Genomic DNA, 15558 nt, shown 5'->3' with positions numbered 1-15558 from the left:
CCCGCGGGAGGAGCATCCCCCTTCTCGCACCCCCTTCCGCGGGTCCACGTCCTTCAGAACCGCGGATCGCCGCGGAGCAGGAACACTGGAGCACATGACCGACCGCATCACCCTCCGCTTCCTCGCCGCTCCGCAGGACGCCACCGCCGACGGCCGCAGCGCCCAGGCCGGCCGTGTGCTCGAGTGGATCGACAAGGCGGGCTACGCCTGCGCCGTCGGCTGGAGCGGCGGGTACTGCGTCACCGCCTACGTCGGCAACGTGCATTTCACGCGGCCGATCGTCGTGGGCAACCTCATCGAGGCGACCGCGCAGGTGATCCACACGGGACGCAGCAGCATGCACGTGCTCGTCCGGGTCGGCCAGGCGGATCCGCGCACGGGCGTCTACGAGCCCGCCACCCACTGCCTCCTGATCTTCGTGGCGGTCGACGGCGAGAAGCGGCCGCGCGCGGTGCCGGAGTGGCGGCCGCGCTCGATCGAGGACGGCGCGCTCGCCGAGGGCGCCGCGGCCCGCATCGCCGGTCGCCGCGCGCTGCACGAGGTGATGCGGGAGCAGCGGTACACCGACGAGGGCACCGGACCGCGGATCGTCTTCCGCTTCCTCGCGGCCCCCGGCGATGTCAACTGGGGCGGCAACGCGCACGGCGGCATCGTCATGCGCTGGATCGACGAGGCGGCCGACACGGTCGCGCAGCGCTGGAGCGGGCGCGACGCCGTCGCGGTCTACTCCGGCGGCATCCACTTCTACCGCCCGGTCCGCATCGGGCACCTCGTGGAGGTGGAGGCGCGACTGATCCACACGGGCGGCCGGAGCATGCACCTGGCGATCCACGTGCGCTCGGGCGACCCGCGCACCGGCGAGCTGGAGCTCACGACCCAGTGCATGAGCGTCTTCGTGGTGCCGGGACCGGACGGCACCGCGGAGCCGGTGCCGCGGCTCGAGCAGGTGACCGACGAGGACCGCCGACTGGATGCCCACGCCCTCGAGCTGATCCGCCTGCGCGCGGAGCTGCCGCCGCTCCCCCTGGACCTCGCGGCGCTCGCTCCGGTGGAGTGAGGATCCTCGACGCTAGGGTCGGAGCGTGACCCTCCCGATCCTCGTCGTCAACGGACCGAACCTGAATCTGCTCGGCACGCGCGAGCCCGAGCTGTACGGCTCGGCGACGCTCGCCGACGTCGAGTCGCTCGCGACCGATCGCGCCGGCGCCCTGGGCCTCGACGTGGAGTTCTTCCAGGCGAACTCGGAGGGCGCGATCATCGACCGCCTCCACGCGGCGCGCAGCACCTGCTCGGGGGTCGTCCTCAACGCGGGCGCCTACACCCACACCTCGATCGCGATCCGCGACGCCGTGCTGGCGACCGAGCTCCCGATGGTCGAGGTGCACATCAGCAACGTGAACCGCCGCGAGGAGTTCCGGCACCGCTCCTACCTCTCGGACATCGCGGTCGCCGTGATCGTCGGGGCCGGCATCGCGGGGTACGGCTACGCGATCGACGTGCTGCACCGCGGCCTCGTAGCCTCGGAGGCATGACACAGCAGGATCCCGCCCGTTCCTTCGGCAGTGCCGTCGACGCCTACGACCGCGGGCGGCCCGGCTACCCGGACGACGCGGTCGACTGGATCGTGGCGCACGCGCCGGCCCGGGCGCCGGGCGCTCGTCTGCCGGAGCGCGCTCGTGCCGCCGGGGCGGACGCCTCCGATCGCCTGCGCGCGCTGGACCTTGGTGCGGGGACCGGCAAGTTCACGGCGTCCCTCGTGGCGCGGGGTCTCGACGTCACCGCCGTGGAGCCCGACGGCGCGATGCGCGGGCGGCTGGTGGAGTCGCTGCCCTCGGTGACCGCGCTGCCCGGCACTGCGGAGGAGATCCCGCTCGCGAGCGCATCGGTCGAGCTCGTGACGATCGCGCAGGCCTGGCACTGGGTCGATCCCGTCCGGACGAGCGAGGAGATCGCGCGGGTGCTCGTGCCGGGCGGAGTCGCGGCTCTCGTCTGGAACATCCGCGACGAGAGCGTGCCGTGGGTGCGCCGCCTCGGCGAGGTGGCCGGCTCCTCCCCCGCGGAGCGCTTCGAGACGCTGCAACCGCCGCTGGGACCTGCGCTGGTGCGCCGGGCCTTCGCGGCGTTCGACTGGACGTTCGAGCTCGAGCGCGCCGCCCTGCTCGACATGTTCGCCTCGCGGAGCTACGTGATCGCCCTGCCGGAGGAGGAGCGGGCTGCGGTGCTCGCCGCGGTGTCGGGAGTGGTGGAGGGGCTGCCGGGCGACCGCGTCGGGATGCCCTACGCGACCCGGGTCACGCTCGCGGGGCGCGCGGGCTGACGCCGCTCTGCCGGTCCTACGCGACCTCGTTCGGGTCGCCGCCCACGCGGCCGGCCCGCTCGAGGGCCGTGATGGCGTCCCGCTCGTCGTCGGTCAGCTCGAAGCCGAAGACGTCGATGTTCTCGACGATGCGCGCCCTCGTCGACGACTTGGGGAACACGATGTGCCCGCGGTCGAGGTGCCAGCGCAGTACGACCTGGGCCGGAGTCACGTCGTGCGCCTCCGCGGCTCCGGTGATCACGGGCAGCTCCAGCAGCGGGTACTTGCCCTGCCCCAGCGGGCCCCACGCCTCTGTCGCGATGCCGTGCTGCGCGCCGAACGACGTCACGGTCGGCTGCTGGTGGTACGGGTGCAGCTCGATCTGGTTGACGGCGGGCACCACCTCGGTCTCGGCGAGCACGCGCTCCAGGTGCGGCACGAGGAAGTTCGAGACGCCGATCGAGCGGGTGCGGCCGGCCGCCTGCAGCTCCTGCATCGCCTCCCAGCTCTCGACGTAGCGGTCCTGCGCGGGGCTGGGCCAGTGGATGAGGTAGAGGTCGACGGAGTCGAGGCCGAGCTTCTCGAGGCTGCGGTCGAGGGCTCCCGGCGCGGTGTCGCGGCCCTGGTCGCCGTTCCACAGCTTCGTGGTCACGTAGAGCTCGTCGCGCGCGAGCCCGGAGGAGGCGATCGCACGGCCGACGCCCTCCTCGTTGCCGTAGATCGCGGCCGTGTCGATGTGCCGGTAGCCGGCCTCGAGCGCCTCGGACACGATGCGCTCCGTCTCGTCGGGGTCGACCTTGAAGACGCCGAAGCCGAGCTGCGGGATCGAGGTGCCGTCGTTGAGCGGGAGGGTGGGGATGCTGGTCATGCGTCCACTCTGGCGGCGAACGCCGACATCCGGCACCGGCTTGCGCTCGCGGACGGCTGCGCTCACGGAGGTCCGCGCTCACCGCCGGGGCGAGCCGTCTGGGCGACTACCCTCGAAGGGCGCCCGCGCGGGTGCACCGACCGCACGAGGAGCAGTACGTGAGCATCATCGCCGCCGCAGACGGATCCGCCCTGGGCAATCCCGGCCCCGCGGGCTGGGCCTGGTACGTCGACGACGCGCGCTGGGCCGCGGGCGGCTGGTCGCACGGCACGAACAACATCGGCGAGCTGACCGCGGTGCTCGAGCTGCTGCGCTCCACCGCGCACGAGGACGGGCCGCTGCACATCCTCTGCGACAGCCAGTACGCCATCAAGGCGTGCACCGAGTGGCTGCCCGGCTGGAAGCGGAAGGGCTGGCGCAAGGCCGACGGCAAGCCGGTGATGAACGTCGAGATCATCAAGGCCCTCGACGAGGCCCTCCAGGGCCGCGCCGTCACGTTCGAGTGGGTCAAGGGCCACGCGAACCACCGGATGAACGAGGCCGCGGACGTCCGCGCCCGCGCCGCCGCGACGGCGTTCCAGCGCAGGCAGCCCGTCGATGCCGGACCCGGCTGGCCGAGCGCCGCACCCGCTGCCGCCCCGTCCGCGACGGCCGTCGAGGACTCTTCCGCGACGCTGTTCTGAGCATCCGCACGGAAGCGGCCGTGGTCAGGGCAGGACGAGCATCCCGGTCGCGATCAGCTCCCGCACTCCCGGCAGCACGGAGGCGCTGACCGCCTCCTCCTCGACCTGCAGGATCGACGCCACGGCGGCGATGATCGCCGCGAGCGAGAGCTCGCCGTCGCAGGCCCCGACGACCGCGGCGAGGGCCGTGTCGACGTCCTCGGTGCGCGAGAAGCCGCCGCCCTGGCGCAGCCGCAGCACGGTCGGGTCGTCGTTGCCCGGCCAGTAGTGGCGCTCCTCCGTCACATCGCGCGCGACGACGAGCGACAGCCCGGCGAGCGCGCGGTCGCCGAGGTCGGCGAGCCGCTCGAGCGCATCGAGGCAGTGCGCGAGATGGCCGCCCAGGCCCGCCGTCGAGAGGGCGCCGTCCACCCGCTCGAGGCGGCGGAGCGGGGGCCGCGGACGGGCGGGCAGCCGCAGGGTGACGTAGCCGAACCCGACCCCCGTCACTCCGCGGTGCTCGAAGTCCTCGAGCCAGGCGTCGACCAGCGCGTCGAACTCCGCACCGCGGGTGGTCCCTCCGTCGCGGATCCACGTCTCGGCGTAGACCGCCGGGTCCTGCTGCTCGCGCTCGACCACCCAGACGTCGAGCGGCGACGCGGAGCCGTCGATCCACGCGTCCAATCCCGCACGACCGGGTTCTAGCGCCTGCTCGAGCGGAGCCCTCGCATCGGCCAGCCACGCGCGCACCCGGTCGAAGGCGTCGGCCGTGGCGCGGTACTCCCAGTTGCCGAGCAGCTGCGCGATGCCGCCCGGAGCCAGGTGCTCGGCAGCGCCGAGCACGACGCGGCGCACGATCTCGTCGCCCTCGAGCCCGCCGTCGCGGTACTCGTACGACGGCACGCTGGCACTGCGCGGAGTGATGACGAACGGCGGATTCGTGACGATGTGATCGAACCGCTCGCCGGCGACCGGCTCGTACAGGCTGCCGTGGCGGAACTCGATCGAGTCGATCCGGTTCAGCTCCGCGTTGAAGGCGGCGATCGCCAGCGCCCGGTGCGAGATGTCGGTGGCCACCACCCGGTCCGCGTGCCGCGACGCGTGGAGCGCCTGGATGCCGCAGCCGGTGCCGAGATCGAGGACGCTGCCGACCGGGCGCTGGATCATCAGTCCGGTCAGGGTCAGACTGGCGCCGCCGACGCCGAGGACGTGGTCCTCGGACAGCGCGCGGCCCAGCGCCAGCTCGCCCAGATCGGAGGCGATCCACCAGGACGCGGCGCCGTGCAGGTCGACGAGGTCGTAGGGCCGCAGATCCAACGCGGCGACGACGACGGCTCCGGCCTCCGCGCGGACGAGCTCGAGGCCGATCGCTCCCTCGAGTCCCAACGACGCGAACGCCGCCCCGGCCTCCGCGGCGGTCACCGGATCGGCGAGCAGGAAGAGCCGCGCGAGGACGGCGCGCGCCTGCTCCTCGGGCGACGAATCGAAGCGGCGCTCGAGCGCTCGGCGCGCGGGCACGCGGTCGCCGCGGTGGAGGGCCTCGGCGGCCGCCTCCCCCCACAGCTCGCGGACGGCGTCGACGCCGTAGCGGGCGCGGAGGAGGTCGTCGCGGAGGCGCGCGATCAGCGCGCGGTCGATCTGGTCGGGAGCCTGCACCGCTCCATCCTCGTGCACGTCCGGAAGCGATCGCGCACCCGTGGCTACGATCGGAGCATGCCCCTCACCGGAGAATACGAACCGAGCACGTCCGCCTGGGCCCGCGAGCAGGCCGAGCTCTACGAATCGACCGGAGGCGCGGAGGGCAACCTCCTCCGCGGCAAGCCGATCATCGTCCTCACCACCGTCGGATCGCGCAGCGGGAAGCTGCGCAAGACCGCGCTCATGCGGGTCGAGCACGACGGCGAGTACGTCGTCGTCGCCTCCAAGGGCGGCGCCCCCGAGCACCCCGTCTGGTACGGCAACATGCTGAAGGAGCCGCACGTCGAGCTCCAGGACGGGCCCGTGAAGAAGGACTACACGGCGCGCGTCCTCGAGGGCGACGAGCGCGCGGTGTGGTGGGAGCGCTCCGTCGCGGCCTGGCCGGACTACGCGGAGTACCAGACGAAGACCGAGCGCGAGATCCCGCTCGTGCTGCTCACGCCCTGGAGCTGACCCGCGATCGGCCGGGCGCGCCTCGGCGCCCCGGCCCCGTCACTCCGGATCGACCCTCGACGCGATGAGGTCGAGCACCTTCAGGTGCGACAGCAGCGCGAAGTGCCCGACGACCGACACCGCGATGTTCTCGCGCGCGCCGGTCAGGCGGCTGCCGCCGGGGATGTACTGGTCGCGCATGCCGTAGATCGACGTGATGCGCGCATCGGCGTCCCGCTCGGCGAGCAGGGTCCGGATGACCGGGCGGTGCGGATCGAACTCGCGCAGGGCGCGGGCGGGTGCGATCCGTGCGAGCGGCGAGCCGGAGAAGGGCGTCGAGACCGCGATCATGCGGTCGATGCGCCGCTCCTGGAGGTCGTCGACAACCATCATGTGCTTGCCGATCAGCCCGCCCTTGCTGTGCGCGACGACGACCACGTCGCGCAGGTCGTGCTCGCGGAGGTACTGCTGCCCGAGGGCCGCCGAGGCGACGATCGGACGCGTGTTGTGGCCGAGCGCCGGCAGCACGTGGATCGGATGGCCGGCGCCGTTCAGCCGGTCCGCGACGGGTCGGAGGAACTGCCACGTCTCGTAGACGCCCGGGATCAGCAGCACCGGCGCGCGATCGCCGTCGGAGTAGTGCGAGACGTCCCAGCCGTCGCGCAGATGCGCGAAGCGCGACCCGTAGGCGTAGCGGTAGTCGCGGAGGTAGGCCCGCCGGAGGGAGACGGAGCGGCGCGCCGTCCCGGACCTACGCGCCGGCATAGGCCTCTTCGAGCGCGCGTATGTCGAGCCGGTCCATCGCGAGCATCGCCTGCATGGCGCGGGAGGCGCCCTCGGCGTCGGCTCCGCCGAGGAGATCGCCGAGGACGGACGGGACGATCTGCCATGACAGCCCCCATCGGTCCCGGAGCCACCCGCACCGGCTCTCCTGACCGCCGTCGGCCGCGAGAGCGTCCCAGAGCCGGTCGAGCTCGGCCTGCGACTCCACGGTCACCACGATCGAGACCGCCTCGGTGAAGGGGAAGCGCGGGCCCGCGTTGATCGCCTGGAACCGCTGCCCGTCGAGCTCGAACACCACCGAGAGCAGCGCTCCCGGTGACGGCGACCCCTCGGGCAGCACGCGGCTGTCGAGGATCCGCGAGTTCGGGACGAGCGACGTGTAGAACGCCGCCGCCTCCCCCGCTGCGTCGTCGAACCACAGGAAGGTGCTGACTGCGCCCATGGGCGCCTCCTCGTCCTCGTGCCGCGGACCGCGGATCAGAGCGGATTCACTCCGAACGCCGTCGCGAGCTTGTCGATCTTCTTGGCCCGGCCCAGGCGCGGCAGGTCGCTGCCGTCGCGGATCACGCGACCGCGCGCCTCGAAGTCGTCGAGGAAGTCGCGCGCCCACGCCACGTCGGACGGGGTGGGGCTGATGACCTCGTTGATGACCGCGAGCTGCTCGGTGTCGAGGCAGAGCTTGCCGGTGAGCCCGAGCGACACGGTCAGAGCCGACTGCTCGCGGAGCACGGGGTGGCTGTTCGAGACGGTCGGACCGTCGATGGGGCCGGGCAGATCCCCGATGCGCGAGGCAACGACGAGGCGCGAGCGCGGGTAGGCCATGGCCAGGTCGTCGGCGCTGGTGCCGGTGTCGCGGCGGTAGTCGCCGCTGCCGAACGCGAGCCGGAAGCAGCCGCGGGCGCGGGCGATGGAGACCGCCTCCTCGATCCCGAGGGCCGATTCGACGAGGGCGAGCACCGGGGTCGAGCCGCCGAGGCGGTCGAAGGTCTCGGTGACGTGCTCCGCCGCCTCCGTCTTGGCGAGCATGACGCCGGCGAGGCCGGGCAGGCCCTTCAGCGCATCGACGTCGTCCGACCAGAACGGAGTGGAGTGGTCGTTGATGCGGACCCAGGCCTTCTTGTCGCCCTTCAGCCACTCGACGACATCGGCGCGAGCGGCGGGCTTCGCCTTCGGGTCGACCGCGTCCTCGATGTCGAGGACGATCTGGTCGGCGCGCGACGCGTGCGCGGCGTCGAAGGTCTCGGTGCGCGTGGCGTTGACGAGGAGCCACGAGCGGGCGATCTCGGCGGGCACGTCGCGCCCCTTGCGCGTCAGGGGGGCGGGGGCGGTGGTGGTGTCGGGCGACGTCACGTGGTGGTCCTCTCGGTGGCGCGGTCCTCGCTCCGCGGACTCCGCCGCTGGGCGGCGGTGCCGGCTCCAGGGTAGCGGCATCGCGAGTGCGGCCGACGTCGGACGGGACTCAGGCGCGCTCGGCGAGGCCCTTCGCGAAGGCGGCCTGGCCCACGTGCTGGGCGTCGTCGTCGACGACCGAGACCAGGCGCACGCCGAGGGTCACCGGCGGGTCCCACTGGCGGTCGACGACTTCGGCGAGGTCCTCGTCCGAGAGCGTGTCGAGGTAGGCGAGCGTCATCGTGTGCACGGCGTCGTGGTACTCGGCGAGCAGGTGCGTGGGAACCGCGGCGAGCGCCGCCACCTCGGACGGCTCCTGCCCGTAGCCGCTCGCACCCGGCTCGAAGGGCAGAGCGGAGCGACCGTGGAAGTCCTCGGCGGTCCAGACCTGCTCGTGACCCGCGAGCGGGGCGAGGTGGTCGTCCTGCACGCGCGTCAGGTGCCAGATCAGCCAGGCGGGCGAGTTGGCCTGCGCATCGGCGCGGAAGCCGAGCTGCTCGGGAGTGATGTCGTCGAGGACCGCGTGCACGTTCTGGTGCACCCGGTCGAAGGCGTCGCGGAGGAGGTCGATGGCTGCGCTCATCGCTCCAGTCTGCGCGGAGGCCCGCCTCCGCCGTCACCCCCTCGCCCCGGGCTCGGAGCAACCCCGGAGGCTGATGCCCGATAGTGGCTCCGTGACTCCCGGAACCCCGTACCTGGCGACGAAGCCGTGGCTGACCTCCTACGCGGAGGGCGTGCCGAGCGAGATCGATCCGCCCACCCAGACCCTCGTCGACCTCCTCGAGGACTCGGTCGCCCGCTACCGCCGCGGCACGGCCCTCGAGTTCTTCGGCGCCGGCACCACCTACGCCGAGCTCGGCGAGAAGGTGTCCCGGGCCGCGGAGGGGCTGCGCCGGCTGGGCGTCCGCCCCGGCGACCGCGTCGCGCTCGTGCTGCCCAACTGCCCCGAGCATGTGATCGCGTTCTACGCGGTTCTGCGGCTGGGCGCGATCGTGGTCGAGCACAACCCGCTCTACACGCCGCGGGAGCTGCGTCGGCAGTTCGAGGACCACGGCGCGCGCATCGCGGTGGTCTGGGACAAGGTCGCCGACACGGTCGCGGCGATGCCCGCCGATGTCGGCGTCGAGCGCGTCGTCGCGGTCGACCTGACGGAGTCGTTCCCGCTGGCGAAGCGCCTGGCGCTGCGCCTGCCGCTGCCGAAGGTCCGCGCGGCTCGCGCGAAGCTGACGGGGCGGCCCCGCTCCCGCTCGGTCCTCCCGTTCTCCCGCCTGCTCGGCGGCCGCCGGCTCTCGCGCTCGCACCCCCGTCCCTCCCTCGGCGACACCGCACTGCTGCAGTACACGAGCGGTACCACCGGCACGCCGAAGGGCGCGATCCTCTCGCACGCGAATCTGCGCGCGAACGCGATGCAGGGTCAGGCGTGGGTGCCGGGGCTCCGCGAGGGCGACGAGACGTTCTACGCGGTCCTCCCCCTCTTCCACGCCTACGGACTCACGCTCTGCCTGACCTTCGCGATCAGCATCGGGGCGAAGGTCGTGCTGTTCCCGACGTTCGACGTGGGACTCGTGAAGGCGGCCGCGAAGTCGTCGCCGCCCACGTTCCTGCCTGCAGTGCCTCCCGTGTACGACGCACTGGCCCGGGCGTCCGAGCGCGGCGAGCTCGACCTGCGCGGCATCCGCTTCGCCATCTCCGGAGCGATGGGGCTCCCCGTCGCGACCGTCGATCGCTGGGAGCGAGCGAGCCGCGGGCTCCTCGTCGAGGGCTACGGCATGACCGAGAGCTCGCCCGTCGCGATCGGCAACCCGGTGGGGCCGACTCGGCGGCCGGGCACCGTGGGCGTGCCGTTCCCGAGCACCGAGATCCGCCTCGTCGACCCGGCCGACCCCTCCGTCGACCGCGGACCCGGCGAATCGGGTGAGCTGCTGCTGCGCGGGCCCCAGGTGTTCCAGGGCTACTGGAGGCGCCCCGGCGAGACCGGCGAGACGCTGCTGGCCGACGGCTGGCTCCGCACGGGCGACATCGCGACGGTGTCGGCGGACGGCTTCGTGACGATCGTCGACCGCGCCAAGGAGCTGATCATCACGGGCGGGTTCAACGTGTCGCCGTCCGAGGTCGAGGGCGTCCTCGAGTCGCACCCCGACGTGTCGCGCGCGGCCGTGGTCGGGCTGCCCCGCCCGGAAGGCGGCGAGAGCGTCGCGGCCGCCGTCGTGCTGCGGGCGGGCGCGGCCGTGGACCCCGAGGCGCTGCGCGACTTCTGCCGCGTGCACCTCACCGCCTACAAGGTGCCCAAGCGCGTCGTCCCGGTCGACGAGCTGCCGACCTCGCTGATCGGCAAGGTGCTGCGCCGCGAGGTGCGCGACCGGCTGCTGGGCTGACGGACCCCGGAGGAGGACGACGTGGCGAGGATCGTGCAGTACCGCCGGATCGGCGGGCCCGAAGTGCTCGAGGTCGTCGACGTGCCCGAGCCCGAGGCTCCCGAGGGCGGCCTCGTGGTCGCGATCCGGGCTGCGGGCGTGAATCCGATCGAGTGGAAGATCCGCTCGGGGGTGCGGCCGAGCCCCCCTCTCACGGAACCGCGTCGGCTCGGCTCGGACGGGGCCGGCGTCGTGACCGCGATCGGCGCCGGAGTCGACGGCCGGCGCGTCGGCGACGAGGTCGTCGTGCAGGGCGCCTCCGGCACGTACGGCACCTCTGTCGTGGTCCGTCCCGAGAACCTCGATGCGAAGCCCCCGACCGTCTCGTTCGAGCAGGCGGCCGCGCTCGGCATCCCGATCGGCACCGCCTACCAGGCCGTCGTCTCGCTCGGCGTCGCCGAGGGCTCGACCTTCCTCGTGCATGCGGGCGCGGGGGCGGTCGGGCAGGCCGCCGTGCAATTCGCCCGGGAGCGGGGCGCCCGCGTGATCGCGACCGCGAGCCCGGCGAACCACGGGGTGCTGCGTGCGCTCGGGGCGGAGCCGGTGGCTTACGGCTCGGGCCTGCTGGCCCGGTTGCGCGAAGCGGCTCCCGACGGCGTCGACCGGGTGCTCGACGCCGCAGGCACCGACGAAGCCGTCGCCGCCTCGCTCGCCCTGGTCGAGGATCCGCAGCACGTGGGCACCGTCGTCGTGGGGGCGCGCGCCGCGGAGCTCGGCATCCGCGCCTGGTCGGGCGGCAACCCCGTGCCGCTGACCCCGGAGGAGCTGACCCTCCGCCGCGAGGCGATCCCGCACGCCCTCCGGCTGCTCGCCGAGGGCCGCTTCACGGTCGAGCTCGGGCCGCGCTTCGCCCTCGAGGACGTCGTCGAGGCGCACCGGGCGAGCGAGGACGGGCACGTCCGCGGGAAGATCCTCCTGGTGCCCTGACCGGCACCGTCCGCTCTCACCGTCGAGAAGGAGCCCGCCGTGGCCGCAGACGACCTCGTCCCCGTGATCCTCGGGGGTGCGCGCACCCCCTTCGCCCGCTTCGGCGGTGCGTTCGCCACCCTGTCCGCGACGGAGCTCGGTGCTCACGCGGTCCGCGCGGCCCTCGAGCGCTCGGGCGCGGACGCGCCCGACGTCGACGCGGTGATCCTCGGCCAGGTGATCCAGGCCGGGGCCGGGCAGGGGCCGGCGCGCCAGACGGCGATCCTCGCAGGCCTGGGCTGGCACGTGCCCGCCGTGACGATCAACAAGCTCTGCCTCTCGGGTCTCACCGCGGTGATCGATGCGGCCCGGCTCATCCGGACCGGCGAGGCGGCCGTCGTCGTCGCCGGTGGGCAGGAGTCCATGACGCGTACCCCGCACCTGCTCCTCGGCGCCCGCGACGGCGTCGGGGTCGGTGCGCAGCCGCTCGAGGACGCGCTTCTGCACGACGGGCTGCTCGACCCGTTCGACCAGCGGATCATGGGCCGGGTGACCGACGACGGGAACGCCGAGCGCGGCATCCGGCGGGATCGCCAGGACGCCTACGCCGCCCTCTCGCACCGACGGGCCTCGGCCGCCCGGGCGGCGGGGGTCCTCGCGGAGGAGATCGTGCCGGTGGCCGTGCCGCAGCGGCGGGGCGAGGACGTCGTCGTCTCGGAGGACGACGGGATCCGACCGGAGACGAGCGAGGAGATCCTCGCCGGCCTCCGACCCGCCTTCTCTCCGGAGGGGACGATCACCGCCGGCAGCTCCTCCCCCCTCAGCGACGGAGCCGCGGCGCTCGTCGTCGCGAGCCGGGGCTGGGCGCGCTCGAGAGGGCTGACCTGGATCGCCGAGATCGCCGAGCACGGGCAGGTCGCCGGCCCCGACAACTCGCTGCACTCCCAGCCGTCCGCGGCGATCCGGCAGGCGCTCTCGCGCCGGGGAGCGGCGGTGGCCGATCTCGACGTGATCGAGATCAACGAGGCGTTCGCCTCGGTGGTGCTGCAGTCGGCGGACGACCTGGGCGTTGCGTCGGAGGCGGTGAACATCGACGGAGGCGCCATCGCTCTCGGTCACCCGGTCGGCGCCTCCGGCGCGCGGCTGGCCCTGCACCTCGCGCTCGCGCTGCGGCGACGAGGCGGAGGGCTCGGCGTCGCCGCGCTCTGCGGCGGCGGCGGGCAGGGCGAGGCACTGCTCCTGCGGGTCTGAGCGGAGGATCATCGGCCGCGCAGCGCGTCCAGGCCCCGGCCGCGTGGAGCGAGAGCCAACCCGGCGAGCGGGATCAGGGTCACCAGCGCGACGAGCGCTCCCACGTCGCTCCCCGCCAGCTGGAGTGCGAGCGGCGTCCACGGAAGCAGGACCGTCGCGGCGGCCGCTCCGGTCAGCACCCCCAGCCCTGTCAGCACGGCCGTCTCGACGGTCAGGGACAGGAGCAGGCGCCCGCTCGAGAGGCCGAGGCTGCGGTACAGCGCCAGATCGCGGCGCCGCGCCAGCCAGGACGTCGACAAGCCGGTGACGCAGAGGACGGCGCCGAGCGGAGGACCCCACGCCGACAGCCTTGTCGCGAGTCGGTCGTCGAGCGCACCGGCGGAGTCGGCGGCGGGCGCGAACGGAGCCGTCGTCGTCTCGTACTCGGCGGGGAACCACGAGAGGGCGACGGCCTCGACGCCCGCCACCGCCCCGCTCTCTGCCTCGATCAGGCACTCGGCGACGGAACCCGCTGCGGGCTCCGCGATCACGACCGCCCGGTCGACGAAGGGGATCCGCGGCGAGGCTCCCGCCACCTGGTCGAGCGCGATCGACTCGCTCCGCCCGTCGACGAGGAGACCCGAGAGCGTGCTGCGGCCGCTGACTCCGGCGCGTGAGCCGAGCAGCACTCCCGCCACGGCGGAGGTCGGCTCGTCGGGCCGGAGTGCGTCCGCCGGCCAGACCACGTCCGCGTAGCCCGGAGTCGCGCGCACGAGCGTGACGGACGAGCCCCCCTCGGAGGGCAGGTCCTCGCTCGCGACCACACCGCCCGCGGCGACGACACCCGCGACAGCGCGAAGGGCGTCGCACCGGGCGGCCGGAAGCGGCACGCGATCCTTCGCGGAGACCGTGAGCACCGTGGAGCCGGCGAGCACCTGCTCCCTCGCCTCGGCCTCGAGGGCCCCGACCTCGACCGACGTGAGCGCGGGCACAAGGAAGCCCGACAGGATCGCCGCGGAGACAGCGAGGACCCCGAGGGCAGGGTGGGCCCTGACGGTGCGCACCGCCTCCTGCACGACGATCCCGAGCCGGAACCTCCTGCCGGTCACTCCGCACCTCGGGTTCCGAGTGCCCGCCGCGTGTCGAGGGGAACGCCTGCGTCAACCCCTGACTCGACCAGGAGCCCGGAGTCGATCCGCACGACGCGGTCGCAGGAGTCGGCGACGACGAGATCGTGGGTGGCGACGACGACGGCCGCACCCGACTCTGCGGCCGTCGCCAGAGCGGCCACCACGAGGGAGCGGGACACCGCGTCGAGTGCCGCGGTCGGCTCGTCGGCGAGGATGAGAGTGCTGCGCGCCGCCATGGCGCGGGCGACGGCGACTCGCTGGCGCTCCCCGCCGGAGAGCCGGTGCACCGTCTGATCGGCCAACGCCTCGACACCGAGTGCCGCCATCGCGGCGAGCGCGTCGGCTTCCGCGGCCCGACGCGAGGCGCCCGCCGACAGCGCACCGAGAGCCACGTTGTCGAGAGCCGTGCGCCGGGTGAGCACGGGTGTCGACTGGACGATCCACGCGGAGCCCGCCTTCGGCACGGTGCGCACCGCACCGCTGGACGGGCGGAGGTCGCCGGCCACCACGCCCAGCAGAGTCGATTTGCCCGCACCGGAGGGCCCGACGAGGGCGACCGTCTGCCCCGCGCCGATCGTCAGGGAGACGTCGCGCAGGACCGTCCGGCCGCCGAGGACGACGCCGACGTCGGCGAGGGTCACGAGCACGGCGCTCCTCCCGTCGCGGTGGAGACGAGCACTTCGTCGCCGTCGGCGAGCGGCCCCGAGACGGTGCTGCGACCGAGCGTGCTGGACGCCACGGTGACCGCGATGCGCTCGCTCGGCCCGTCGTCGCCACGGCGGACGAGGCAGGATGCTCCCGTCTCGTCGATGCCGACGGCGGCACCCGGGACGATCCACGTCCCGGGCACGGGTTCGGCGACCAGGACCGCGTCGATCCTGGAGCGTGCGGGGTCGATCATCCCGTCGAGGGCGTCCCAGCCGCTCACCTCGACACCGAGGCGGTCCGGCGCGAGCGGAAGCTCACGTCCGCCCACCTCCAGCCGCTCGCCTTCGCCTGCAGTGACGGCGGTCTGCACCGTGCCCTCGTCGCCCTCGCCCGCCTCGGAGGTGCCCACCGCGTCGAGCAGGGCGCTCGACAGTCGCGGACGGCTCGTGACGATCACCTCCCCCGCCGCGGGTGCGGGTGCTCCGACGTGGAGTGCCGACGCGGCGACGCGGACGTCGGGCAGTGGCAGGAAGACGACCCAGGCGGGATCGAACGACTCCACCGTGCCGGACTGCGGAACGCCCAGCTCCTTCGCCAGCGATCGCACGGAGGCCAGCGTCCGAGCCGTGAACTCGTCGGAGTCGGGAGCGACGAGCCCGCGCCGGGACAGCAGAGCGTTCAGCGACGCCACGTCGGAACCCTCGTCGTCCCGGTGCAGCTCCCGGCCGAAGGGACGCTCGGACGTCACCGCGATCCGATCGATGCCGCCCACGGTCGCCAGGACGTCCCCCTCGTGGAGGACCGTGCCGGACCCGACGTCCGTCGCTTCGACGAGCCCGCTCCAGGCCGGGGCGTAGAGCTCGACCACTGGTGCTCGCCCGACGACGACTCCGATCGTCCGTCGCGTCGGGACCGTGCTCGCCTGCACCGGAGCCCAGACGTCGACCGCCGGGGCGAGCGACGCGGCCCGAGTGGATTCGTTCAGCTTCAGGTATCCGGCGACGGGCAGCGCGACCCAGACGAGCAGCCCGAGCACGAGGAGGGCGCGGAGGACCGCGCGACCGGCGCCGATCAGCGGCCCCCGCACCACTCCCCGTGCCAT

Annotated in this window: 17 protein-coding genes; 8 read left to right on the top strand and 9 right to left on the bottom strand. The window is 73.7% G+C overall.

The window, feature by feature from the left end; genetic code table 11:
* Nucleotides 1-94 precede the first annotated feature (94 nt).
* Genes ASF48_RS06130 through ASF48_RS06120 form a run of 3 tightly spaced genes read left to right on the top strand, consistent with a single transcriptional unit; the run spans nt 95 to nt 2317 of the window.
* Nucleotides 95-1057, top strand: a complete 963-nt coding sequence (locus ASF48_RS06130; RefSeq protein ID WP_055787957.1) for an acyl-CoA thioesterase — start codon at nt 95-97, stop codon at nt 1055-1057.
* Between the two features lie 25 nt (nt 1058-1082).
* The gene (gene aroQ, locus ASF48_RS06125) at nt 1083-1532 is read left to right on the top strand and encodes a type II 3-dehydroquinate dehydratase (RefSeq protein WP_055787954.1); all 450 of its coding nucleotides are present in this window, start codon (nt 1083-1085) and stop codon (nt 1530-1532) included.
* Entirely contained in the window at nt 1529-2317 is a 789-nt protein-coding gene (locus ASF48_RS06120; protein ID WP_055787952.1) for a class I SAM-dependent methyltransferase, read from the top strand. The genes aroQ and ASF48_RS06120 overlap by 4 nt, the downstream gene beginning before the upstream one ends.
* A gap of 16 nt (nt 2318-2333) precedes the next feature.
* Here the strand turns inward: ASF48_RS06120 and ASF48_RS06115 are convergent, their stop codons facing one another.
* Nucleotides 2334-3164 carry an aldo/keto reductase gene (locus ASF48_RS06115; RefSeq protein WP_055787949.1) on the bottom strand — a complete coding sequence of 277 codons (831 nt, stop codon included), beginning with the start codon at nt 3162-3164 and terminating at the stop codon, nt 2334-2336.
* Between the two features lie 158 nt (nt 3165-3322).
* Here ASF48_RS06115 and ASF48_RS06110 point away from each other — a divergent pair, with 158 nt between their 5' ends.
* Nucleotides 3323-3847: a ribonuclease H family protein gene (locus ASF48_RS06110; RefSeq protein ID WP_055789023.1), complete on the top strand. Its 525-nt coding sequence runs from the start codon at nt 3323-3325 to the stop codon at nt 3845-3847.
* A 24-nt stretch (nt 3848-3871) separates the two neighbouring features.
* Here ASF48_RS06110 and ASF48_RS06105 read toward each other — a convergent pair whose 3' ends face one another.
* Nucleotides 3872-5482: a DUF7059 domain-containing protein gene (locus ASF48_RS06105; protein WP_055787946.1), complete on the bottom strand. Its 1611-nt coding sequence runs from the start codon at nt 5480-5482 to the stop codon at nt 3872-3874.
* A gap of 57 nt (nt 5483-5539) precedes the next feature.
* On the opposite strand from ASF48_RS06105, the gene ASF48_RS06100 reads away from it, so the two are divergent.
* The gene (locus tag ASF48_RS06100; protein ID WP_055789020.1) at nt 5540-5977 is read left to right on the top strand and encodes a nitroreductase family deazaflavin-dependent oxidoreductase; all 438 of its coding nucleotides are present in this window, start codon (nt 5540-5542) and stop codon (nt 5975-5977) included.
* 39 nt (nt 5978-6016) lie between these two features.
* On the opposite strand, the gene ASF48_RS06095 is transcribed toward ASF48_RS06100, so the two are convergent.
* The 4 genes from ASF48_RS06095 to ASF48_RS06080 form a co-directional block, all read right to left on the bottom strand.
* Complete coding sequence (locus ASF48_RS06095) at nt 6017-6721, bottom strand: esterase/lipase family protein (protein ID WP_055787942.1); 705 nt, start codon at nt 6719-6721, stop codon at nt 6017-6019.
* Nucleotides 6708-7181 carry a VOC family protein gene (locus ASF48_RS06090; protein WP_055787939.1) on the bottom strand — a complete coding sequence of 158 codons (474 nt, stop codon included), beginning with the start codon at nt 7179-7181 and terminating at the stop codon, nt 6708-6710. The genes ASF48_RS06095 and ASF48_RS06090 overlap by 14 nt, the downstream gene beginning before the upstream one ends.
* A 35-nt stretch (nt 7182-7216) precedes the next feature.
* Nucleotides 7217-8089, bottom strand: coding sequence for an HpcH/HpaI aldolase/citrate lyase family protein (locus ASF48_RS06085; RefSeq protein ID WP_230671596.1), 873 nt, complete (start codon nt 8087-8089; stop codon nt 7217-7219).
* 109 nt (nt 8090-8198) lie between these two features.
* On the bottom strand, nt 8199-8711 hold the full coding sequence (locus tag ASF48_RS06080; protein WP_055787937.1) for a mycothiol transferase: 513 nt from the start codon (nt 8709-8711) through the stop codon (nt 8199-8201).
* 73 nt (nt 8712-8784) lie between these two features.
* Here ASF48_RS06080 and ASF48_RS06075 point away from each other — a divergent pair, with 73 nt between their 5' ends.
* From ASF48_RS06075 to ASF48_RS06065, 3 genes are read left to right on the top strand one after another with little or no spacing between them, the layout of a single operon-like run.
* Complete coding sequence (locus ASF48_RS06075) at nt 8785-10503, top strand: long-chain-fatty-acid--CoA ligase (RefSeq protein ID WP_055787932.1); 1719 nt, start codon at nt 8785-8787, stop codon at nt 10501-10503.
* A 21-nt stretch (nt 10504-10524) separates the two neighbouring features.
* Entirely contained in the window at nt 10525-11469 is a 945-nt protein-coding gene (locus ASF48_RS06070; protein ID WP_055787929.1) for an NADP-dependent oxidoreductase, read from the top strand.
* Nucleotides 11470-11508: 39 nt separating this feature from the next.
* A complete protein-coding gene (locus ASF48_RS06065; RefSeq protein WP_055787926.1) occupies nt 11509-12699 on the top strand; it encodes an acetyl-CoA C-acyltransferase in 1191 nt (396 codons plus the stop codon).
* A gap of 8 nt (nt 12700-12707) precedes the next feature.
* Here ASF48_RS06065 and ASF48_RS06060 read toward each other — a convergent pair whose 3' ends face one another.
* From ASF48_RS06060 to ASF48_RS19630, 3 genes are read right to left on the bottom strand one after another with little or no spacing between them, the layout of a single operon-like run.
* Nucleotides 12708-13787 carry an FtsX-like permease family protein gene (locus ASF48_RS06060; RefSeq protein WP_055787924.1) on the bottom strand — a complete coding sequence of 360 codons (1080 nt, stop codon included), beginning with the start codon at nt 13785-13787 and terminating at the stop codon, nt 12708-12710.
* A complete protein-coding gene (locus ASF48_RS06055; RefSeq protein WP_235577185.1) occupies nt 13784-14449 on the bottom strand; it encodes an ATP-binding cassette domain-containing protein in 666 nt (221 codons plus the stop codon). The genes ASF48_RS06060 and ASF48_RS06055 overlap by 4 nt, the downstream gene beginning before the upstream one ends.
* Entirely contained in the window at nt 14446-15558 is a 1113-nt protein-coding gene (locus ASF48_RS19630) for a hypothetical protein (protein ID WP_055787918.1), read from the bottom strand. The genes ASF48_RS06055 and ASF48_RS19630 overlap by 4 nt, the downstream gene beginning before the upstream one ends.

The sequence above is a fragment of the Rathayibacter sp. Leaf299 genome (genome assembly GCF_001423055.1).
GTDB lineage: Bacteria > Actinomycetota > Actinomycetes > Actinomycetales > Microbacteriaceae > Rathayibacter > Rathayibacter caricis.
This window is presented reverse-complemented; position numbering and strand designations above follow the sequence as displayed.

What these genes read in the sequence shown, in the direction of transcription:
- ASF48_RS06130 (WP_055787957.1), top strand. Translation starts at nt 95, where the DNA reads ATGACCGACCGCATCACCCTCCGCTTCCTCGCCGCTCCGCAGGACGCC.
- ASF48_RS06120 (WP_055787952.1), top strand. Translation starts at nt 1,529, where the DNA reads ATGACACAGCAGGATCCCGCCCGTTCCTTCGGCAGTGCCGTCGACGCC.
- ASF48_RS06115 (WP_055787949.1), bottom strand. Translation starts at nt 3,164, where the DNA reads ATGACCAGCATCCCCACCCTCCCGCTCAACGACGGCACCTCGATCCCG.
- ASF48_RS06100 (WP_055789020.1), top strand. Translation starts at nt 5,540, where the DNA reads ATGCCCCTCACCGGAGAATACGAACCGAGCACGTCCGCCTGGGCCCGC.
- ASF48_RS06095 (WP_055787942.1), bottom strand. Translation starts at nt 6,721, where the DNA reads ATGCCGGCGCGTAGGTCCGGGACGGCGCGCCGCTCCGTCTCCCTCCGG.
- ASF48_RS06090 (WP_055787939.1), bottom strand. Translation starts at nt 7,181, where the DNA reads ATGGGCGCAGTCAGCACCTTCCTGTGGTTCGACGACGCAGCGGGGGAG.
- ASF48_RS06080 (WP_055787937.1), bottom strand. Translation starts at nt 8,711, where the DNA reads ATGAGCGCAGCCATCGACCTCCTCCGCGACGCCTTCGACCGGGTGCAC.
- ASF48_RS06075 (WP_055787932.1), top strand. Translation starts at nt 8,785, where the DNA reads ATGCCCGATAGTGGCTCCGTGACTCCCGGAACCCCGTACCTGGCGACG.
- ASF48_RS19630 (WP_055787918.1), bottom strand. Translation starts at nt 15,558, where the DNA reads ATGGCACGGGGAGTGGTGCGGGGGCCGCTGATCGGCGCCGGTCGCGCG.